Below are 20,147 nucleotides of genomic sequence, written 5' to 3'. Positions count from 1 at the left end.
GGCCGTTTTGTATACCCTTACCAATCAACAATAAACGCGAGGCGCGCGCATGAGTGATCGCAAATCCATAATTGATCGATGCGAAACCGTTCTGGCGGGTGTCCAGTGGCTCAGCATCTTCACGGCATCTATAGCCTTGGTCGTCCTGATCGTCACCTTCGGGTGGTTGGTGTTCGGGCGCTATGTTCTGAACGTGACCCCGACATGGGTTGAACAGCTCGCCCTCATCCTGATTTGCTATATTGCCTTTCTTGGTGCCGCTGCGGGTGTGCGTGATGATACGCATCTTGGCGTGTCCTTGTTTCGCGATCTCGCGCCTTTCTCGGTCCAAAAAGTTATCATGGTCGCGATTGATTTTATCCTCGCAGCTTTCGGCGGCATTATGTGTTTTGCGGGTGTTGGATTGATGCGCTTTGGATGGGATTCTCTGATCCCCATGCTTAATGTTCCCGAGAGTTTCCGGACCCTTGCAATTACCCTGTGTGGCGCGCTTATCGTCGTTCACGCAGGCAGCCGCGGCATTATTCGCCTGCTGACCTATGCCAACTGGCATCCGCACCCCGAAAAACAGGAGTCCTGATATGGGCCTGACTATTCTATTGCTCGTATTTGGTGTTGGCGTTGTTGTCGGCATGCCGGTGGCTTTTGCGATGGGTATCGCTGCGGCCTCGGCGTTCTGGTACGAAGGCTTTCCGATGCTGATCACCTTCCAGCGCGCGACCGCTGGTGTTTCAGTCTTCTCATTGCTTGCGATCCCATTCTTTGTCCTCGCGGGCGAAATCATGTTGCACGGCGGGATCGCAGTGCGCTTGGTGAAACTTGCCTCTGCGCTTGTTGGTCATGTCAAAGGTGGCCTTGCGATGGTGAACATTTTCTCAAGCATGTTGTTTGGCGGCATTTCCGGCTCTGCCGTTGCGGATATTTCGGCGCTCGGCTCGATCCTCGTGCCTGTTATGAAAGAGCGCGGCTACCGCCCGGATTTTGCGGTGAACGTGACCGTTACATCATCCATCGCCGGGATTGTGATCCCGCCGAGCCACAACATGATCATCTTTGCCGTGGCTGCTGGTGGCGGGCTTTCCGTATCTAAACTGTTCCTCGCGGGCGTTGTGCCCGGCATGATCATGTGCGTCAGTCTTGCGATCGCGGCCTATGTTCTGTCAGTCAAACACAACTACCCAGCCGAACCATTCCCCGGTTGGGGTGAAGTTGGCCGCAGCGCAGGCGATGCGATCCCCGGCTTTTTGACAGCGGTTATCATCGTTGGCGGAACATTGTCTGGCATATTCACGGTCACAGAATCTGGTGCGTTTGGCGCGATCTACGCGATCTTGCTGACGACATTCTTTTACCGCAGTCTCAGTTGGGAATCGTTTATCAAGGCACTGACAGGCACCGTCCGCACGACGTCGATGGTGATGATCTTGATCGCCTTCGCCAGCTCATTCGCTTACCTGCTTGCGCTGTACCAAGTCCCCACGCGGCTCAGCAATGCGCTGGTTACGATTTCAGACAATCCAATCATGATCTTGCTCATGATCAACGTGATCTTGCTGATCCTTGGGATGATCATGGATATGGCCGCGCTGATCCTGATTTGCACACCGATCTTCCTACCAATTGCCAAAGGCCTTGGCATGGATCCAACCCAGTTCGGCATCATGATGCTGATGAACCTTGGGCTGGGGCTGTGTACGCCGCCGGTCGGAACTTGTCTGTTTGTGGGCTGCGCCGTAGGCAAGATCAAAATCGAAGAAGCGCTCAAATCGATCTGGCCGTTCTATATCGCGATCCTTGGCGCACTGATTTTGGTCACTTATGTACCCGCAGTTTCGCTTTGGTTGCCGTCTATCCTGTAACGGCGAATACAGTTTAAGAATTGACGGCGCTCCATAGGTTGTGGGGCGCCGTTTTTGGTTACGTTGCCGGTTTTGCCATGTTCGAAATGCCCGGCGCCAATGCAAAAAGTGACGCCTGCACCGCGTGGTAAATATCAGGTTTGCCTTTGAACTGGGCATCTGTTGGCGCGCCTGTGACGTCAATTTCCGGATACCAACCGCCACGCGTGTGATCGATGAAATGGCTATCCGCGAACTGCCACAGCTTGCGATACCAGGTTTCGTCATCCGGGGTTGGGTCCAGCTTGATCAAGGTTGCCAATACGCCGATGGCTTCGGTCACGGGCCACCAATACCGGTCTTTGATTGCAGGGGTTCCGTCGTGGTTTAGCGTGTAGATCAACCCGCCGCGTTCAGGGTCCCATGCGTCATCAAGTGCCGCTTGCATGAGGTTACGCGCGGCATTCACTACGCCGCCAGCTGGCCGCCCGCGCAGATCCCAGTATTGGAGCGACAGGCGCGCCAATTCAAACGAATGCCCCGGCGTGGTGCCCGCTGGGCGGAACATCGGGTTCTCAGAATAGGCCCAGTCGATCTGCCAATCTTGGGTGTAATGCTCGGCCAAGCGCCATTTGTTCGCCGGGGCAATTTGCCCGACAAAGAAATCCAAAATGCGGCCCGCTTTGTCCAAGTAGGCGGTACGACCCGTCGCTTCATATGCAGTCAACAAGGCTTCGACCCCGTGCATATTGGCGTTCATGCCACGATAAGTCGAAAACGGGGTCCAGTCGCGGTTCCATTCATCCGCGAACAAGCCGTGATCGTCTTCCCAGAACTTCGTTTCAAGCACTTGTGTTACATCATCAATGAGCGCAAGCGCATCCGGATGCCCCGCCATATGCGCGGATGACGCGGCCAGCAAAACAAACACATGCCCATAAGCAAGCTTGCGTCCGTCGTGGATGTCGTCGCCATCTAACGCCCAGACATAGCCGCCGAATTTCGCATCACGGTGGTGGCTGTTGAGATATTTCAAACCGTGATCAACCACCGCGGCACAACCCGCGAACCCCGCCATCTGCCCAAGCGCAAAGGAATGAACCATCCGCGCAGTCGTGTGCAGTTCCTGTAGGGTGCTGTCCAACGGCGCGCCGTCCAGATCAATCACATAAAACCCGCCGCCAGACCGCACACTTGGGCGAAAAAAGTCGCACTGTCGCTGCGCATCCGCCTCCAAGTAGCTGCGATGCACCGTGTCTTGCAGCCAATGTTGGTGAGCACCGTCTTGATTACAAAGCGGTCGTTTCATTGGTTTTCCTCTGGTGTTTGGAGCGAATGTGTACCCGACTGCAGGCAACCAGCCAACCCATCACCCTTGATCACTGACTTTCATCAGGGCGAACCATTGCAACCGACACCCAAAGCGGACCTTCAATACAGCGTAGGTCGGGGTACTATGTGGACAAAGCTGCCGTTGCTTGTCGCACGCGTTAGGTACTAGGTTCTAGAACGACAAATAGCTGTCTAGCGAAGAAGAGTACGAATGGCTGACGTATGGGAAAACACTGAGCACCCAATTGTTACGTGGGTGAATGCTGGTGAAAACTGGCTAACCAAGCAGATTGAAGCAATCAATCAGCGCCTTTTAGTCGTGGATATCGCCACTGCAATACGTGGTTCTCAGTCGGAAACAGTCCATGGAATTCGCGACGTATACCCCCTTGAAATAAAACCAGAAAGCGACGTAGTGAGGATAAGTTTTTCCGAATTTGTATCATATTCAGTGACTGAGGAAATGTTTGTTCAGCAAAGCGACCAAGAGACTTCTTTGGGCGTTTGGCTCAGAGTTTTCTCAAAATCCTTCTTCTTGGATTTTGTAGAACGAAGTACTTGGGCGACGTCAGATTTTCCCGGAAAATTGACACATTACCAAATCAATACGCTTGACCATACGATCAATGTTGTGACGGCAAATCCTCCTGAAATTCTCACATCACCCCCCTGAAACGCAGTAGGTCTGGGCTAAAACCTGGCGTACACTGCAATCGCACTAATGTCCTATTTGATGTTGATCACCGCAGTCGGTTTCCAATACCTAGGGCTGATCAATTCGGTGCCGCTATGCCCCGACATCATAAGAACGTAAATCCTGTGTTGAAGCCCATCCTTCGGGCTGAAATCAAAGCAGGATATGCTGCCCAATTAAAACATAACCGGCAAGCGCGATCGTCAAGATTAAGATCATCAGTGGCGCGGATCTGCCCACGGTTCGCAAATCTTCAAACGATGTTTTCATCCCCACAGCAGCGACCGCAGTCACGAGACACGCGCGTGAAACGCTGTCGGCAGTCTGGATGGCAAGGTCTGGGAGCCACCCAAATGAATTCATCCCTGCCAGCACTAAGAACCCGATCACAAATCCCGGGACAAGCGGCACGCCTTCTGCACCTTGACCGGATTGACGCAAGAACAACGCACCGATGAAAACCACAGGCGCAAGCATGCCGACGCGGAACAGTTTGACCAAAGTAGAAATGTCGCCCGTTTCTTCCGACACGGAATACCCGGCTCCGACAACCTGTGCGACATCATGGATGGTGCCACCCAAGAAAACCCCCGCAGATTGGCTATCCATGCCCATAGCGCTGATCAATATCGGATAAGCGATCATCGCCACGGTTGAGGCGAGCGTCACTGATACCACAGTAAAGGTCACATCGCGTTCTGTATTCTCGCCCTTGGGCAACAAGGACGCGATCGCCATTGCCGCTGATGCGCCGCAAATTGCGACCGAACCACCGACCAAGAAGCCAAATGACCGGCTCCGGCCAAAGAGCGGGGCAAGCACTAAACCCAAGAGAATGGTTAGTGCCACCCCAGATGCAACGAGCGCCACATTGGCAAAACCAATTTCGGCAACCATATCAACGCTGACGCGCACTCCCAACAATGCCACGCCGATCCGCAACACGCGGCGTGACGCAAAGGCGATCCCGACCGAGGTGCGTTCTTCGGTTGATAGAAATTGAAACGGAATGCCTAGCAGAATGGCCATCAACATGACCGGAGCGCCGTAGTGTTCTGACAAGAATTGCGCGGCCATCGCGACCATGGCCGCGAATAAGAGGCCCGGAAAAACGGCCCTAACGTTTAGTACCATGCTTGCCCGCTCGCCTTTTCGAATACGAACAGAGCGTCAGGATTCACAGCAACGCGGAGCCCGTCACCTATTTTGACATCCATTTGACCGGGTTGGTGCACCACGATATATTCTCCTGTTGAAAGCATTGCGAACAGATAGCTTTCAGCGCCCAGTTGCTCAACGTCCAAATTCGACAAATTGACCAGTCCAGTCGGACCGATGATCAAGTCGCGCGACAGGACACCCAATTCAACAGGCGTGTCTTCGGGTCCTTGTAACCGTGCCGGATCAACTACGACCACCGTTTCATCATCCAAAAAAATCCCTGCGGACTGACCTTGCCTTGCAAGAAATTCATCGCAGGAGATCCGATAAACCCTTCAACAAAGAGATTATTGCGATGGTTTAACAGGTCCAAGGGGGTTTCAAATTGTTCAACCTTACCGGCCCACAGAACTGCGAACTTATCGGCCATTGTCATGGCTTCGACGTGATCATGGGTGACGCAAATCAATGTGTTCCAAGGCGCGGCCAGTGCTGGATGCCTGCAGGTCTTGGTGCGCCGTGGTGTTGCGTGTCGCGGCCGCAAAGCTGGCAGTGTTTTCTTCCCCCGCAAGGAAATCAATCAGGGCAGCTGCCGCTTCTGGCATGCCTATTGAATTAAGTGCAGCCATCGCCGCACCGCCGGGCATATCAACGACGGCGCCTTCAAAAGGCGTCACGTTCACATAAGGGCCGGTCACGGTTAGCTGCGTCATCCAGCTGTAAATGCCTGCATCTTCGCCACCGGGTGTGCGAAACCACGGCAATGTGGCACCATAGCTGGTTTCCTAAGCTGCGCCATCCACATAGGGGGCGAGATCAAGATAATAGTGGTTCAAACCGCCGACATTGGTCCCGCGCGCCACATCATGGGCAGCGTCTGTCTCCAACTGGTTTTCAAGCTGATCCCGGATAGCGTCATAGGCGACGGTTTCCAGCTTAACAGTGTAACCCGTATTTTCGTTGAATGTTGGCAGCATGTCTACGATCACATCGTATTCGTCGCTGTCATGATAACAAGGGAACGATACTTCGTCCGCATACGCGCTAGATGCGCCTGACAGCATCAATACCATGAAGGTAAAATATTTGATTTCACCTTCATGGTGTCCTCTCCAGACACTCGAATTTCAACTTTAATTCTTGTTGTTGGCTGCCTCCATTTACACCGCGTTATCGCGCGATGTGACCAGCCATTTTTCCTTTAAAAAACGTGAGTGCCTCACCATCGTCACGTTGTGCAGCGCGAATAACCTGCCCCACAATGATGTCATGATCCCCGCCGTCATATGATGCGTAGCGACGGCATTCGAACCGCGCGAGACATCCCGCCAAAACGGGTACATCTTCGGCGTTCGTGGTCAGTTCACTTGCCAGCAATCCGGCCCCATCGCGGGCAACCCGCCAACACAGGTCTTCTTGATCGGACGCTAAGATATGGATCGCAAAGTGTTCCGCTTGCGCGAAATGCACAAAACGCCGCGACGACTTATCCGGCGCCCACAACACCAGCGGCGGATCCAAGGATAGCGACGAAAAGCTATTCGCCGTGATAGCCATTGGACCATCTTGCGTGGCGACTGTCACAATCGTCACGCCAGTCGCAAACCGCCCAAATGCATCCCGTAATTGGCGCGGGTTGCGCGGGTCAGGGACAAATGATGTCTCGGTTGCGATTGTTTCGGTTGCGATCATGCGACTTCGGTACCCAATGCGGATTCGTAAAGATAGAACCAGTCTTGACGGCTCATTGTAACAGAAAGAGCATCTGACAGGCGGTCAATTCGATCAAGGTTATTTGTCCCCAATACCGGTAATATTTTGGCCGGGTGGCGCAGCAAAAACGCAACGGCAACGGCCGCCCGGTCTACGCCCTGATCTTTGGCGATTTCATCCATACGGTCCGTTAGCGCGCTTTGCCCTGTCATCAAATCGCCGCCACCCAACGGGGACCACGCCATCATTGGGTGATCATGGCGTTGGTGAAATGCGATATCGCCATTGGTGAATGGGGTGATCGCAGAGGCTGAGATTTCAATTTGGTTCGTCACCAGCTTGTTGGTCATACCCGATTGCAGCAATTCCCAGTCGAAGGGCCGAAAATTGGACACGCCAACAGCGCGCACTTTGCCAGATTTTACCATCTCGTCCAGCGCGGCGCCTGTTTCGCGGTGATCCATCAGCGGGTCTGGGCGGTGAATAAGCAGCAGGTCAATTTGTTCAATCCCCATCGCCGCAAGCGAATAGTCAACAGATGACGTGATATGCGCACGTGAAGTGTCGTAATGTTTGCATTTCGCGTCTTCATAACGGCCCATTGGCGCGACGATGTCGCATTTGGTGACGATCTCCATTTGCGGGCGGAGCGCGGGATTCGCCTTTAATGCGGTGCCCAAAATGTCTTCGGCAGCATAGCCCCCATAGATGTCAGCCTGGTCAAATGTCGTAATTCCCTGCGCAAGACAGCTTTGAATTTTAGCTTCGATATGCGCGACAGATGTGTCAGCGTCATCGCCGATCCGCCACATGCCATAAACGAGCTGACTAAACGAAAGGTCAGGGGTGATATCAATACGCGGCATCATTAGCGGCGGTCTCCGTTTCCAAGTGGGGTTGCAGGCACATCGGCAGGCACGCGCCCATATTCTTGGGGCAATGAACAGGTTTTCATTTGTGGCAAGACGCGTGTTCCAAAATGTTCGGCTTCATCCATATGCGGATAACCTGACAAGATAAACGCACGGATACCCATTTTTTGATAGGCTTCAAGTTTCGACAAGACCTGATCTGTTGATCCAACAAGTGCCGCACCACAGCCAGACCGTGCGCGGCCAACGCCTGTCCACAGGTTGGGTTCAATATAGCCGGAATTATCCGCGATTTCACGGTTCTTTGCCTGATGACTAACACCAAGTGACTTCGCATCCTGCGCACGGTTGCGGATCGCGTCGCCTTGATCATCATCCAGTTTCGACACGATATAATCCGCATATTCGCGCGCCTCGGCCTCTGTATCGCGCACGATCACGTGTACGCGTAGCCCGTAATCCAATGTGCGGTCGTATTTTTCGGCAACCGCATTCACAGCCTTCATACGGCCAGCCAATTCTTCGACCTTTTCAGGCCACATGAGGTAAACATCGCAATGTTCACCGCACAGTTCCAGCGCGGCAGGGGAATAACCGCCAAAATACAACAGCGGCCCGCCTGTTTGATAGGGGCGCACGGGGTCCGTGGTCAGGCCTGAGAAATTGTAAATCTCACCTTTGTGGTTGATTTCGTCTTTGGTCCACGCTTGTTTTAAGATCTCAACGACCTCGCGTGAACGCTGGTACCGGTAATTGCTGTCTTCGACCTGCCCGGGAAAATCAGAGCTGATGATATTCACGGTCAAACGCCCGTTTAACATGTGATCAAGCGTCGCAATCGTGCGGGCCAGCATGATCGGTTGCATTTCCCCGCAACGCACGGCGGCCAGCATATTGATGTCCGATGTGATCGGCGCACAGCCCGCCACAAAGCTTAGCGTATCTTGGCCAACCTGATAGGATGACGGGCATAGGATATTCCGAAATCCCTGCTTTTCAGCCATTTTTACGATGCCAGAACAATGATCCCACGATGACCGAAGCGCCCCATCGGGTTGCCCCAAAAATTGATAGTCATCTGAACAAAGGGCCGCAAACCACGACACCTCGGCGGCATCAAGATCAGCAGACGTTACCGGCACGACGGTCATTTTTGTCATCCTCCCTGGTGTGGTTTTCTAGATTTCTCTCTGAGAAAACCGCTTGACTTTCTTTACGGCTAGCAGTGTCTATGATCTGGATCAATGGTGTATCAATTATTTTCGAAAGCAACCCTCCCCGCGATGTATGTTAAAAGCGAAACAGCAACTTCACTGCCGCTCTATGTGCAGATCAGTGAGGTCTTGATCCGCGAAATCGCGTCTGGCCAATTGCTGGACGGGGAACGATTGCCACCAGAGCGTACGCTTGCAAAACAGCATGATACGACCGTACGGACCTTGCGCAAAGCGCTCGCAATACTTGAAAAAAACGGCCTGATCGAAAGTATTCAAGGGTCGGGAAACTATGTCCGAAAGACCCCTGATGTTGCCAGCGTCTATTCGATGTTCCGGCTGGAATTGCTGCGCGGTGGCGGGCTGCCAACGGCAAAAATTCTGGCTGTTGATGAATTGAAAAAGCCCGACGATCTGCCGCAATTCGGGCAGTCGGAACGGGGCACGCGGATAAAGCGGTTGCGATTTTTGAATCACGAACCTATCGCTGTCGAAGAAATTTGGCTCGACAGTTGCGCGGGGGAAATCGTGCCCGCAGACCTATCTGATTCGCTGTACCGCTATTACAAAATGCGACTTGGGTTTTGGATCACACACGCCGAAGACTATGTGTCGATCGGACAGGTCCCCGATTGGGCCCCCACAGAATTCACGCCAAAACCCGGCGAAGCTGTCGGGTTTATTGAGCGGATAAGCCACACCGAACAACATGGTTCGGTTGAGTTTTCAAGAACTTGGTTTGACCCGCAGCGCGCCCGCTATGTGCAGCGCCTGCGTTAGGGAGGAAATATGTCAAACACCACAAACTACGGCATCATCGGCTGCGGCATGATGGGCCATGAACACATGCGCAACATCGCGTTGTTGGATAATGCGCGCGTTGCCGGGGTCTTTGAACCTGATAAGGAAATGGCGAGGATCGCCCAATCAATTGCGCCTGACGCCCAAATGGTTGCAAGCATCGATGCGTTGTTGGACCTGCCTAAATTGGATTGCATTCTGATTGTCAGCCCAAACTTCCGGCACGTCGAACAGCTTGAATTACTGGCCACAAAACGGCATCTGCCGGTGTTGGTAGAAAAACCGCTATTTACCGACATTGAGCAAATCGAACGTATCAACACATTTGCAAACACGTACCCTTCGCCGGTTTGGGTCGCGATGGAATACCGCTACATGCCGCCCATCACAGCGCTTTTGAATTGCGCGGATGACGTCACCGGCGGGATCAAAATGCTGACAATTCGCGAACACCGCTTTCCGTTCTTAGAAAAAGTCGGCGATTGGAACCGGTTTGATCGCTATTCAGGCGGGACCTTTGTCGAAAAATGCTGTCACTTCTTTGATCTGATGCGGTTGGTTTTGAAATCTGAGCCGATCCGGGTCATGGCCTCTGGCGGCCAAGATGCGAACCACATTGACGAACGGTATAATGGGGAACAGCCGGATATTCTGGACAATGGCTATGTCATCGTGGATTTTGCGAATGGGAGCCGTGCCATGCTGGAACTATGCATGTTTGCCGAGGGCGCCGAATACCAAGAGGAAATATCCGCAGTTGGTCCAAACGGTAAGGTCGAAGCTTTGGTGCCCGGCCCCGGCCGCTTTTGGCCAGATCATTTGGGTGAAGCCCCCGTGCCGCAACTGATCGTCAGCCCGCGTACCCCCAAAGGCCCGGTCCACAAAGACATCCCCGTTGACCCAGCCTTGCTTGACGCAGGCGATCATAATGGTTCGACCTATTACCAGCACCAAGGGTTCCTTGAACTGGTGCGCGGGCACCGTGACCAGCCTGATGTATCGCTGAACGATGGAAAAATCGCCGTATTAATCGGCATGGCCGCGCAAATTTCGATCCGCGAACATCGCATAGTTCACATGAGCGAGCTGACAGATTGATCCGCTGCCTCCGGCCCATAAAGTTGGGGTTCGGGGGAAGAAAAATAAAAATAGTGAGTTAAAATATAATAAATTCAATGCATTAATTAATTTTTGAAAAAACATGCATTTTCATTGAACCATTTCCCGACCTCCAGCGACCTATAACTGTAGCGCAGATGATTTGCTGCTACGAAATAAAAAACTGGATCTATATTATGCCTAATTTTATCAAAACATTTGCAATCTCTACAGCACTAATATCAACAGCAACTTTTGCGCCTATCCAAGCGCACGCCGAATTTACAACCTTGGGCGAATGCTACCAAGCCGTCATCAATTGGTGTTCGGAAACATTCCCCGACCAAGATTGTAGCCAAACAAGCGGTCTCGATGATTGCGACGAAGTCTTCGGAAACTCCGTTGGCGGAATTGACATCAAGGGCATCTTTGCCACCCAACGCGAAGATGAAACCTATAGCTTGCGCTTTGAAATTCTTTCAGAGCCGGAAGAAATCGACGATCGCCGCGAGGCATCCCATCGCCCAACGGATGAGCCTCGTTATCCAACTGGCGCTTCAATGCGCCGCTAAAGAACCTACCCTCGACCTGTCCCAAGCTGCCCCGGTGCGAAAGCATCGGGGTCTTTTTTGTGCGGGCCAACCACAAGACGCCGATGAAACAAGACCATCATGGGCGTCACAATGCCAGATACCCGACACCAAAGAACGCGATGACGCAGCCCCACCATTGCATGGGGTTGATACGTTCTTTCAGGAAAAATGCGGCTAGCCATATGGTTGGCAGCCCGTACATCGCCGTTGTGACCGCGGCGTATTCGGGGTGCGGGTGATTGCCTGCTGTCATGATTGACAAGATGGCAATACCGTCAAGGATCCCCATAATTATAAGCACTCCGAGCGCGTCTGATTTAGGCCACAGTGGCAGACGCAATACGAGAATCCCGGTCAGGAAAACGCCAATGGCAACGATGCGTGTGACCATGGCAGACACGAGCCCGTTGGTCATTTCCGTGGCGGTTTGCCCAAAGTAAAACGTGCTTGAAAACCCTGCCGCCGCGATGAGCGCGCTCACGACTGTCCAAAATTTTCCATTATCCTGCGCGTCACCCCGATCCGCGAGGGTTGCGATCATCGTGATTCCGCCAAGGATCATCACGATCGCAACCCATTGTTTTAATGAAACGGCGGTGCCTCCGGCCATGGCGATGCCGACAGAAAAAACGCTGAAACAAGCCACGAGTGGCGCAGCAAGCCAGACTGGACCACGTTGAAACGCGATATATAGCCCAATGTTCGCAACAGCAAAAGAGACACCAGCACCGATCAACGGCCCGACGCTCGCGGTCGGGATGCTGGCATAGCTGCCAGTTGTGACCAAAAGCCCGGCCTGAAAGATCAGTCCAAACACCATGACGGCAAACAAGCAGGCGCTTACAGGGGCGTTTTGACTGATGATGCGGATGCAAAAATCATGAAGCCCCCAACAGGCGGCTGCGATTAACCCTAAAACGAGTGACATCAGGTGTTTACCGTAGCGGAAAGGGACCACAGCGCGCAGGTTTTCAAAAACGTGATGTAATTATTCACATGTTCCCTGTCGATTGTGTTTGCGAGGCGTCGCATTCAATTATATTCATCATATTAAATAAATATTCCATTCATGCAACAAGCGGGGCGATGATGCGGGACGAAATTTTGAATATACGCCCCGGCCCGCCAAAGCCGAGCGCGATCTACGAGCCGCGCGTTTTCTCGCTGCCTGCGGGGACCGAACGATATGTGGTCGAAGCCTGCGGCGCCGTTCTTGTGCCGATCTCTGTCGGGGATAAGATCACAGTAATTAACGACGAAGGCGGTCAACCTTGCGAGCTGTTGGTCTGTGACCCAAAGGGCGATGTTGACCCGAACATTGTCGGCGCGACAGCGCAAGGGCCCGCGTTGGGCCTGCAATCATTGTTGGAAAGTAGCGACCGTTCTTTGCGCGGACTTCGGATGGGGTTAGACGCGCGCAATATCGATGTCGCTAGCGCGCATGCCGTGCATCTGTTTGAGGCTACAACACCCGCCAAGACCGAAGCTAGCTTGACTGTGCAGCGCGACGGTTGCGTCGTGATCGCGGCGCCCGGCGGCATAATGGATTTTGAAACGCAGAACACGGCGACACCGTTGACTGTCATGGTAAAACGGGCGGTCATAAAGCCCCCTGTGGGGTTTGCTTTACCCACGCCGCTTGCCGACCCATTGCAAGATATTCGAGTCCACACCCAAACCGCCGAGGCCTATTTTGTGAAGGCGGGCGACTACATCCAAATTCTTGATGTCGACGGCAGGCAGTGCACAGATTTCGAATGTTTCAGCGCGCGTAAGCTGGACAAGGGAATTGAGCACGCGCTGGATGTGACAACCACGCGTACCTTGATGGGCCATGCCTATCCGATGCCGGGGCTACATGCGAAATACTACGATCAGGAAATGGTGCCGCTCGTGGAAGTTATCCAAGACACCTGCGGGCGCCACGATGCCTTTGCGATGGCTTGTGCCGCCAAATACTATGATGACATCGGCTATCCTGGTCATGCGAATTGTTCGGACAATTTCAATGGCGCGCTGGCTGAATATGGCGTCACAGGGCGACCCGGTTGGATGGCGATCAATTTCTTCTTTAACACACGCATCGATGATCACGGGGTCATGTACGCGGATGAACCTTGGTCGCGGCCGGGCGATTATGTGCTGCTGCGGGCATTAACGGACATCGTCTGTGTCAGCAGCGCTTGCCCAGATGACACGACGGCTGCCAACGGTTGGAACCCGACGGATATTCACGTGCGGACTTATTCTGGCAAAGAAATCTTTCAAAAATCCATCGCGACACGCGCGACGCCCAATTCGGAGCCTAAGATGACAAAACAAACTGGATTCCATGAATGTTTCGCAAAACACACGCGCAACTTTGTCGAATACAACGGCTATTGGTTGCCCAATTGTTTTGCTGACGCAGGCCCAATCGCGGAATATCACGCCTGCCGCCAAGATGTGGCAATCATGGATCTGTCGCCGCTGCGAAAGTTTGAAATCACAGGGCCCGATGCAGAAGCGCTGTGCCAATATGTGTTCACCCGCAACATGAAAACGCTGCCGCTGGGCGGCGTGGTCTATACCGGGATGTGTTACGAACACGGGGGCATGATTGACGACGGCACCGTATTCCGTCTGGGACGCGATAATTTCCGTTGGATTGGCGGCAGTGAATATGGCGGCGAATGGATTCGTGAGCAGGCTGAAAAGCTGGGCCTCAAAGTGCTGGTCCGATCCTCGACTGACCAACTGCACAACGTCGCGGTCCAAGGACCAAAATCGCGTGATTTGCTGCGTGATTTGGTTTGGACTGCGCCGCATAACCCTGAATTTGATCAGCTCGCTTGGTTCCGGTTTACACCTGCGCGCCTGCACAATGAGGCAGGCACACCGTTTGTGATTTCGCGGACCGGATACACGGGTGAATTGGGGTATGAGGTCATGTGCCACCCCAAACATTGCACAGAGATATTTGATGCGATTTGGGGCGCTGGGCAAGAATACGGGCTGCGCCCCATGGGGCTGGAAGCCTTGGATATGGTGCGGATCGAAGCGGGTCTTATATTTGCGGATTATGATTTTTCTGACCAAACGGATCCGTTTGAAGCGGGCATCGGGTTTACTGTTCCACTCAAATCAAAACCGGATGATTTCATTGGCCGCGACGCGTTGATCCGTCGCAAAGAACACCCGATGAAAAAGCTGGTTGGTCTTGATATTGGTAGCGAAGTTGAAGTGGGGCATGGGGATTGCATCCATATCGGGCGCGCGCAAATTGGTGAAGTCACTTCGTCGATGCGGTCGCCGCTTTTGGGTAAAAATATCGCGATGGCGCGGATCGATGTCGCCCATGCCGCAGCCGGAACGCAGGTTGAGATCGGCAAGCTTGACGGGCACCAAAAACGCCTTCCGGCTGTGATCCGCCCCGATCTGGCGGGTTATGATCCCCAAAAAGAAAAGCCACGATCTTAGATGGTTAAGAGCGGCCGGTAGCTATGTGGCCAAAGCGCTCTCATTCGCACCGTCCTCTACGATCAGGTCCCCAAGTGCAGATTGTAATGGCGCGACTGCGTCGCCATAGCGGGTCCAGCGTTTGACCGACGTCGTGTAGATAGGTTGGCGGACTTGCCATCGGCTTGGTGTTCGGACTGTGCGTTCAGTTTCATGGAAGGCAAGGCAGGCCGGATCCCAAGGTAACGCCACAAAGTCGATAAGTGCACGCGCACGTGTTTCCAAATCTGCGACGGTTTCTTCATACTGCATGAGCAGGATGGGGCTTGGTAAAACGTCTTGCCAGTGATCCATTAGCTTTCTGTACTCGCGGTAATAATATCCGACAGTTTCGAGATCTGCGTTATAACCGTGGCTTTCAGCGAAGCGATGCATAAAACACGACAGACAGTTGTCCATCGGATCGCGATTGCAGTTGATGATTTTGGCGTTCGGAAACAGCAGCGTGATGAGACCTAGGAACTCGTAGTTGTGTGGCATCTTATCTACAACGCGAAGCGCCTTTCTATCGCGCCGTTTCAAAGCAGAGAGATAGCGATCAGCCAATTTTTGAGAATCGCGTTTGGTCATTGTACCTAAAGCCTTGGCGAGTGCCGTTGGTTCAGAGGCAGAATGGCCAAGTGAACGTGCAATTTTGTACAGCTCAGAAAGCTCCCCTGCGCCATAGACATCTGGATGGCTTGCGCAAATTTGTTCTGTCAGAGTCGTGCCCGAACGTGGCATCCCAACGATAAAGACAGGCCGTTCAGAATCGTTCCCAAAATCGGTCCTTTCAGCAAAAAATTCTGGCGTGAACGTTTCGATCAGCGACCCATAAAACTGCCGGTGACGATCTAAATCAAACGCACCTTTGCTATATGTCTTCGCCTTGGAGAAATGCTGAATAGCGTCATCATAACGACGCTGATCGTTCAGGATCTTACCTGCGGCATGGTGAAGATGAACCAACCCGTCATCGGATGTATCCGGCATTGCGATCCGTTGAAGAACGAGGTTAATTTCAGGCGCATCTGGCGCGAATTTGCGCGAAGCAGCAAGGCCTGAGAGGGCTTCGACGCTGTCGGGGTGATGGCGCAGAATATCCTCATACAGTACTGCGGCGCCGTCAGAGTTTCCGTTGTCGATCAGCAAATCAGCAAGCCCGAGCCGCGCCTTGAGGCTATCGGCGTCAATTGAGAGCGCCCTTCTAAGCAGCTTTTCAGCCTCGACACCATTCAGCATCTCTTTGTGCGCCTTGGCAAGGTTGCATAGCGCCTCTACAAAATTCGGCTGGGCTTGAACGGCTTTAAGTAAATTCTGGCGCGCTTCTTTATTCCGATTCATACGCAAAAGCAGGTTACCCATATTATTTAGGTAAACAGCGTTACGCGGCGATCGCCGCAGCGCTTTTCCAAAATAGTCTAATGCAACGTCAACGTCGTTTGCTTCAACTGCGAGGGTGCCCATGAGATTGAGCGCATCTGGGTGTCGCGGGTCAGCACGCAGAACGGATTGGTATATGCGTTCGGCTTCCAGAAATTTGCCGTCACGCTGAAGGTCAACGCCGACTTGCAGCGTACGCAGAATGTGTTCTTTGGTCGGAGGTGCAGATGACACTATATCGCAAACCTCTAATATGGATCGCTTCAGATCGTATCATATGTAGGTCGGGGCCCGCAGTAAACGGACCCCGCAATTATTTTGAGTGCCGTTTAGAAGTTGTACATCAACCCAGCTTGCAAGCTATGGCTCTGTACATCGCCACCTGTGTAAACGCCGCTTCCGTCGCTATCGTCAAAATCAACGTCACCGACGTATTTAAATCGATACCCTACGTCCAAAGTCAGCGTTTGTGATACGTCGTACATCAAGCCGGCACCGATTTGGCCCGCAAGCTTCGTCTCACCCGGTCCATAGCCGAAGGTGTTACCATTGAAGGTAATGTCGCCTTCTACCTTGGCCCCACCAAGGCCACCACCGACATAGTATCCCATTGGACCAGTCGACGGGAAATCGTACCAAAGATTGACCAATAGATATGTCGCATCCAGATCGCCGTCGGCAGGGTCAGAATCAACGTAAGTATAACCGCCATAACTAAAAGAATAGTCAGAGGCTGCAGCGCGTGCAAAGGACAATTCGCCCTCAACGCGGAGCGTATCGCTTATCTTTTTGCCAACGGTGACACCTGCGACAAACCCGGTATCAAATCCAACGGAATAATCAGAGCCGTAATAATCGGTGTCGATGTCCGACAGCATATTGGCCCCTGCAAAAACAGAAACATAATAGTCGCTGTTCGCCTGCGGGGCAGCAAGAGGCGGCACGATTGGGTCTGGTTCGGCGACCGCGTCGCCCAAGCCGCCTGCGAAAGCGGGGGCGCTGCTGATTAGCAAAGCGGCACAAGCGGCAATGCTCATTTTGGGTGCTGTGAAGTGTTTCATAAATATGTTTCCATCTGCTAAGATAATAATAATAAAAGTATAGCACGCCCAGACACGTGGGTGTGCAAATGGCCATACCCCTTCTTAAAATTGTTCTACTTGATGCCATTGTGCAACGATAACCCGTAAAAAACCTGGAATGCATGTCGAAACCGGCAAGCTGGACGGGCATCAAAGGCGCTTCCCCACAGCGATCCGCCCCGATTTGGCGGGGTACGATCCCAAAAAAGGGAAAAACCATGGTCTTAGGTGAGTAGGGAAGGAGATCTGCAATGCGGGGTGAAGCCGTCGTCTGCAATAGCTGGCCAATGGCGGCTTTCGGAACGTCATGCAGATAACTCTAAGAGACTGAAGCGAACAGTCGCCGAAATGTTCAATAACACCAATTACTTTTCCGCTATGTGTCTCCATCTAAATCGGAACCAATTTTAGGAAAAATAATGATATACCGTTTTCTTACTGCGATGACTTTCGTCTGCGTTGCATCAACCGCATCAGCAGACGCCTATTTCGGAACCTGTCATGTCGAGATCGATAATGCGACCATCGCACAAGGTTCTTGTGATGTGTTCGTTGATGAAGACACGGGCGATTTTACAGTTTACCCTTATCCTGCCGAAGAGGGCGACCCAGAGTATGGGATCGCAGTGTATGTAGGTACAGGTGAAGCCATTTTAAAAGAAGTATCTAATCCCGACTCCGATGAGCGGCCGCTCGGCACGTTAACCCAAGATGCCCATTGCTGGACAAACGATACTGCGCGGGTATGTGCCCAAGCAGCCGAAGACTAGTGCTGACGTAGTTTTGTGACAGGTCCATATTTGCCAAGCTGCGCACGCCATTTCTGACCGTACCCTTTTTAACAATGATCTACGGATGTGCCTTAAGCGCTGAAATGTATGATGAGCGGATGATTTAAGGTTGTTCCAAAATGACCGATTTCGGAACAACCTCTAATTAACCCAGTTTGGGTCAGTTTTGCAGGTACACCTCTAGACTATCATCAAGCGCGTCTTTCCAGGGTGTGTGGTGTTTGGGGGCCATCGTGCCTGTGATCACCGATTTGTAACCGTTGTCGCGGAAGGTCATGATGTTTTTCTTTTTGTGGCCTTTCCATTCTTTGAATGCTTTGCACGCGCCTTCGACGTCAAAGGACGGATAGTCGGTGTCGGCGGTCAGTTCTTTGATGTAATCGCCCTGATACCAGATCGCGTCATAGTCATCTGCGCCAGCATCTTCGCGTGCGATGCGGTCAGCCACATCGGCTTTCATCGCCGCTTCATCGGGGAGCGCAATGCGGTCCATAATGACGTCGCGCACATACCAGGCTTGGGCGTCGAACATGTTGAAGGTGAACCATTGGTCCTGCATCCCAATATAGAACAATGCAGGTTCAGGAACGTAGGCGACCCCTTTGTAGAGGTCCGCTGCCGCCAGCCGGTTGGCCGTTTTGAGACGCAAGTCGTCAGGCAGGAATGGGAAGTGGTGTTTGTAGCCGGTGCACAAGATCACAGCGTCAATGTCTTTGCTGGTGCCGTCTTTGAAGTGGGCGGTTTTGCCGTCGATATGGGTCAATAGCGGCACTTCGGCCCAATTGTCGGGCCAATCATACCCCATCGCGGCGGTGCGGTGGCTGACGGTGATGGATTTCGCGCCATATTTCCAGCATTGTGACCCAATGTCTTCAGCGGAATAAGATGTGCCGACGATCAGGACATCTTTGTCCGCGAACTCCATCGCGTCTCGGAAATCATGGGCGTGCAACACGCGACCTTTGAACGACTCGAAACCGTCAAATTCCGGTACATTTGGCGTGCTAAAGTGGCCGGTACAGACGATGACATGGTCGAATTCTTCGGTGTAGGTATGGTCTTCGGGCAGGTGACAAACGGTCACCTGAAACTTGTCGCCATCCTTTTTGACCCAACGCACCGCGGTTTCAAACTGGATCCAGTCGCGGACGCCCGCCTTTTGTACGCGCCCTTGGATGTAATCGAACAGCACGGCGCGCGGTGGATAGGACGCGATTTGTTTGCCGAAATGTTCTTCAAACGAATAATCTGCGAACTCTAGACCTTCTTTCGGGCCATTTGACCAAAGATAGCGATACATCGAGCCGTGCACAGGTTCACCGTATTGATCCAGCCCGGTGCGCCATGTGTAGTTCCATAGACCACCCCAGTCTGATTGCTTTTCAAAGCAGACGATTTCGGGGATTTCGGCACCTTTTTCTTGGGCTGACTGAAAAGCGCGAAGCTGTGCAAGACCGGACGGGCCTGCACCGAGAATGGCAATACGTTTGGGCATCTGGGAATCCTTTTTTCGTTTGTCAGATTGCACCGCGATGATCACCTTAAGTCAATAATTATTCTTATGGGTGAACAAAACTTAAGCAGTTCGTGAACGTAAATTTGCTTTGATCCCGGTTTGTGCTGCGTTACTGGTAGTGAAGTTGGGAAAGGACACATGATGGAAAAACCAAAGTGGAGCTATTGGTCGATCGCCGTGATGGGGTTGATCTGGAGCTTGATGGGCTGCCTGAATTTCATCATGCAAACTGACGCTGATTTCGTAGCGCAATTACCCGACCGCTATCATGATTTAGTCATGCAGCGGCCCGTTTGGGCGACGGCAAGCTTTGCTGTTGCCGTGTTTGGTGGCGCTGTCGGGTGCATCTTGTTGTTGCTGCGCCGCGCGGTCGCGGTGCAGGTTCTTGGCCTTGCTTTGGTCGGGGCGCTGGCGACGTTTGTGTACGGTGTGATGGCGCTCGGTCTTGCGAGCGAAGCTATTTTGAGCACGGGTGTGTCGGGCGTGGTGGCGGCTATTTTGCTTTGGCTTTCGGTCGCATCACGGACTCGCGGTTGGCTGCGCTAGGATCGCGGTTGGCGTATTTGCGCCAACCGCCTTCGT

Annotated in this window: 21 protein-coding genes; 9 read left to right on the top strand and 12 right to left on the bottom strand. The window is 52.8% G+C overall.

Features of this window, described 5'->3' with window-relative positions; genetic code table 11:
* Window positions 1–49: 49 nt before the first annotated feature.
* Both Yoon_RS11115 and Yoon_RS11110 read left to right on the top strand, forming a co-directional pair.
* Complete coding sequence (locus Yoon_RS11115; protein WP_238112294.1) at window positions 50–580, top strand: TRAP transporter small permease; 531 nt, start codon at window positions 50–52, stop codon at window positions 578–580.
* Window position 581: 1 nt separating this feature from the next.
* Complete coding sequence (locus tag Yoon_RS11110) at window positions 582–1,859, top strand: TRAP transporter large permease (protein ID WP_238112293.1); 1,278 nt, start codon at window positions 582–584, stop codon at window positions 1,857–1,859.
* A gap of 58 nt (window positions 1,860–1,917) precedes the next feature.
* On the opposite strand, the gene Yoon_RS11105 is transcribed toward Yoon_RS11110, so the two are convergent.
* Entirely contained in the window at window positions 1,918–3,147 is a 1,230-nt protein-coding gene (locus Yoon_RS11105; RefSeq protein ID WP_238112292.1) for an AGE family epimerase/isomerase, read from the bottom strand.
* Window positions 3,148–3,381: 234 nt separating this feature from the next.
* On the opposite strand from Yoon_RS11105, the gene Yoon_RS11100 reads away from it, so the two are divergent.
* Window positions 3,382–3,843: a hypothetical protein gene (locus Yoon_RS11100; RefSeq protein WP_238112291.1), complete on the top strand. Its 462-nt coding sequence runs from the start codon at window positions 3,382–3,384 to the stop codon at window positions 3,841–3,843.
* A gap of 174 nt (window positions 3,844–4,017) precedes the next feature.
* On the opposite strand, the gene Yoon_RS11095 is transcribed toward Yoon_RS11100, so the two are convergent.
* From Yoon_RS11095 to Yoon_RS11065, 7 genes are all read right to left on the bottom strand, one after another.
* Complete coding sequence (locus Yoon_RS11095; protein ID WP_238112288.1) at window positions 4,018–4,998, bottom strand: YeiH family protein; 981 nt, start codon at window positions 4,996–4,998, stop codon at window positions 4,018–4,020.
* Entirely contained in the window at window positions 4,989–5,297 is a 309-nt protein-coding gene (locus tag Yoon_RS11090; protein WP_238112287.1) for a hypothetical protein, read from the bottom strand. Before Yoon_RS11090 ends, Yoon_RS11095 begins: the two co-directional genes overlap by 10 nt.
* A gap of 177 nt (window positions 5,298–5,474) precedes the next feature.
* On the bottom strand, window positions 5,475–5,789 hold the full coding sequence (locus Yoon_RS11085; RefSeq protein ID WP_238112286.1) for a hypothetical protein: 315 nt from the start codon (window positions 5,787–5,789) through the stop codon (window positions 5,475–5,477).
* Between the two features lie 21 nt (window positions 5,790–5,810).
* On the bottom strand, window positions 5,811–6,089 hold the full coding sequence (locus Yoon_RS11080; RefSeq protein WP_238112285.1) for a hypothetical protein: 279 nt from the start codon (window positions 6,087–6,089) through the stop codon (window positions 5,811–5,813).
* Window positions 6,090–6,195: 106 nt separating this feature from the next.
* Entirely contained in the window at window positions 6,196–6,717 is a 522-nt protein-coding gene (locus tag Yoon_RS11075; protein WP_238112284.1) for a flavin reductase family protein, read from the bottom strand.
* On the bottom strand, window positions 6,714–7,604 hold the full coding sequence (locus Yoon_RS11070) for an aldo/keto reductase family oxidoreductase (protein ID WP_238112644.1): 891 nt from the start codon (window positions 7,602–7,604) through the stop codon (window positions 6,714–6,716). Before Yoon_RS11070 ends, Yoon_RS11075 begins: the two co-directional genes overlap by 4 nt.
* 2 nt (window positions 7,605–7,606) lie before the next feature.
* Entirely contained in the window at window positions 7,607–8,761 is a 1,155-nt protein-coding gene (locus tag Yoon_RS11065) for an LLM class flavin-dependent oxidoreductase (protein WP_238112283.1), read from the bottom strand.
* A gap of 132 nt (window positions 8,762–8,893) precedes the next feature.
* Between Yoon_RS11065 and Yoon_RS11060 the strand changes: the two genes are divergently transcribed.
* From Yoon_RS11060 to Yoon_RS11050, 3 genes are all read left to right on the top strand, one after another.
* A complete protein-coding gene (locus Yoon_RS11060; protein WP_238112282.1) occupies window positions 8,894–9,604 on the top strand; it encodes a GntR family transcriptional regulator in 711 nt (236 codons plus the stop codon).
* 9 nt (window positions 9,605–9,613) lie between these two features.
* Window positions 9,614–10,723: a Gfo/Idh/MocA family protein gene (locus Yoon_RS11055; protein WP_238112281.1), complete on the top strand. Its 1,110-nt coding sequence runs from the start codon at window positions 9,614–9,616 to the stop codon at window positions 10,721–10,723.
* Between the two features lie 197 nt (window positions 10,724–10,920).
* Entirely contained in the window at window positions 10,921–11,295 is a 375-nt protein-coding gene (locus Yoon_RS11050) for a hypothetical protein (RefSeq protein ID WP_238112280.1), read from the top strand.
* A gap of 106 nt (window positions 11,296–11,401) precedes the next feature.
* Here Yoon_RS11050 and Yoon_RS11045 read toward each other — a convergent pair whose 3' ends face one another.
* The gene (locus Yoon_RS11045) at window positions 11,402–12,244 is read right to left on the bottom strand and encodes a DMT family transporter (protein WP_238112279.1); all 843 of its coding nucleotides are present in this window, start codon (window positions 12,242–12,244) and stop codon (window positions 11,402–11,404) included.
* Between the two features lie 161 nt (window positions 12,245–12,405).
* Between Yoon_RS11045 and Yoon_RS11040 the strand changes: the two genes are divergently transcribed.
* Window positions 12,406–14,775, top strand: a complete 2,370-nt coding sequence (locus Yoon_RS11040; RefSeq protein ID WP_370642169.1) for a DUF1989 domain-containing protein — start codon at window positions 12,406–12,408, stop codon at window positions 14,773–14,775.
* Between the two features lie 21 nt (window positions 14,776–14,796).
* Here Yoon_RS11040 and Yoon_RS11035 read toward each other — a convergent pair whose 3' ends face one another.
* Window positions 14,797–16,410, bottom strand: coding sequence for a sulfotransferase (locus Yoon_RS11035; protein WP_238112275.1), 1,614 nt, complete (start codon window positions 16,408–16,410; stop codon window positions 14,797–14,799).
* 95 nt (window positions 16,411–16,505) lie between these two features.
* Window positions 16,506–17,237, bottom strand: a complete 732-nt coding sequence (locus Yoon_RS11030) for an outer membrane protein (RefSeq protein WP_238112273.1) — start codon at window positions 17,235–17,237, stop codon at window positions 16,506–16,508.
* A 440-nt stretch (window positions 17,238–17,677) separates the two neighbouring features.
* Between Yoon_RS11030 and Yoon_RS11025 the strand changes: the two genes are divergently transcribed.
* Window positions 17,678–18,028 (top strand): hypothetical protein, encoded by a 351-nt coding sequence (locus tag Yoon_RS11025; RefSeq protein ID WP_238112271.1) that lies wholly within the window; start codon window positions 17,678–17,680, stop codon window positions 18,026–18,028.
* A 181-nt stretch (window positions 18,029–18,209) separates the two neighbouring features.
* On the opposite strand, the gene Yoon_RS11020 is transcribed toward Yoon_RS11025, so the two are convergent.
* A complete protein-coding gene (locus Yoon_RS11020) occupies window positions 18,210–19,544 on the bottom strand; it encodes an NAD(P)-binding domain-containing protein (RefSeq protein WP_238112269.1) in 1,335 nt (444 codons plus the stop codon).
* Between the two features lie 159 nt (window positions 19,545–19,703).
* Between Yoon_RS11020 and Yoon_RS11015 the strand changes: the two genes are divergently transcribed.
* Window positions 19,704–20,111 carry a hypothetical protein gene (locus Yoon_RS11015; protein WP_238112268.1) on the top strand — a complete coding sequence of 136 codons (408 nt, stop codon included), beginning with the start codon at window positions 19,704–19,706 and terminating at the stop codon, window positions 20,109–20,111.
* Window positions 20,112–20,147 lie beyond the last annotated feature (36 nt).

This window comes from Yoonia sp. I 8.24, from assembly GCF_022096995.1.
GTDB lineage: Bacteria > Pseudomonadota > Alphaproteobacteria > Rhodobacterales > Rhodobacteraceae > Yoonia.
Note: the sequence above shows the minus strand (reverse complement) of the source record. Positions and strands in the feature narration are given on the sequence as shown.

Excerpts from the sequence above, each read along its gene's own strand:
- Yoon_RS11115 (WP_238112294.1), top strand. The coding sequence starts at position 50 with ATGAGTGATCGCAAATCCATAATTGATCGATGCGAAACCGTTCTGGCG.
- Yoon_RS11105 (WP_238112292.1), bottom strand. The coding sequence starts at position 3,147 with ATGAAACGACCGCTTTGTAATCAAGACGGTGCTCACCAACATTGGCTG.
- Yoon_RS11100 (WP_238112291.1), top strand. The coding sequence starts at position 3,382 with ATGGCTGACGTATGGGAAAACACTGAGCACCCAATTGTTACGTGGGTG.
- Yoon_RS11095 (WP_238112288.1), bottom strand. The coding sequence starts at position 4,998 with ATGGTACTAAACGTTAGGGCCGTTTTTCCGGGCCTCTTATTCGCGGCC.
- Yoon_RS11030 (WP_238112273.1), bottom strand. The coding sequence starts at position 17,237 with ATGAAACACTTCACAGCACCCAAAATGAGCATTGCCGCTTGTGCCGCT.
- Yoon_RS11020 (WP_238112269.1), bottom strand. The coding sequence starts at position 19,544 with ATGCCCAAACGTATTGCCATTCTCGGTGCAGGCCCGTCCGGTCTTGCA.
- Yoon_RS11110 (WP_238112293.1), top strand. The coding sequence starts at position 582 with ATGGGCCTGACTATTCTATTGCTCGTATTTGGTGTTGGCGTTGTTGTC.
- Yoon_RS11080 (WP_238112285.1), bottom strand. The coding sequence starts at position 6,089 with ATGCTGTCAGGCGCATCTAGCGCGTATGCGGACGAAGTATCGTTCCCT.
- Yoon_RS11025 (WP_238112271.1), top strand. The coding sequence starts at position 17,678 with ATGATATACCGTTTTCTTACTGCGATGACTTTCGTCTGCGTTGCATCA.
- Yoon_RS11060 (WP_238112282.1), top strand. The coding sequence starts at position 8,894 with ATGTATGTTAAAAGCGAAACAGCAACTTCACTGCCGCTCTATGTGCAG.
- Yoon_RS11070 (WP_238112644.1), bottom strand. The coding sequence starts at position 7,604 with ATGCCGCGTATTGATATCACCCCTGACCTTTCGTTTAGTCAGCTCGTT.
- Yoon_RS11055 (WP_238112281.1), top strand. The coding sequence starts at position 9,614 with ATGTCAAACACCACAAACTACGGCATCATCGGCTGCGGCATGATGGGC.
- Yoon_RS11065 (WP_238112283.1), bottom strand. The coding sequence starts at position 8,761 with ATGACCGTCGTGCCGGTAACGTCTGCTGATCTTGATGCCGCCGAGGTG.
- Yoon_RS11075 (WP_238112284.1), bottom strand. The coding sequence starts at position 6,717 with ATGATCGCAACCGAAACAATCGCAACCGAGACATCATTTGTCCCTGAC.
- Yoon_RS11040 (WP_370642169.1), top strand. The coding sequence starts at position 12,406 with ATGCGGGACGAAATTTTGAATATACGCCCCGGCCCGCCAAAGCCGAGC.
- Yoon_RS11050 (WP_238112280.1), top strand. The coding sequence starts at position 10,921 with ATGCCTAATTTTATCAAAACATTTGCAATCTCTACAGCACTAATATCA.
- Yoon_RS11045 (WP_238112279.1), bottom strand. The coding sequence starts at position 12,244 with ATGTCACTCGTTTTAGGGTTAATCGCAGCCGCCTGTTGGGGGCTTCAT.
- Yoon_RS11015 (WP_238112268.1), top strand. The coding sequence starts at position 19,704 with ATGATGGAAAAACCAAAGTGGAGCTATTGGTCGATCGCCGTGATGGGG.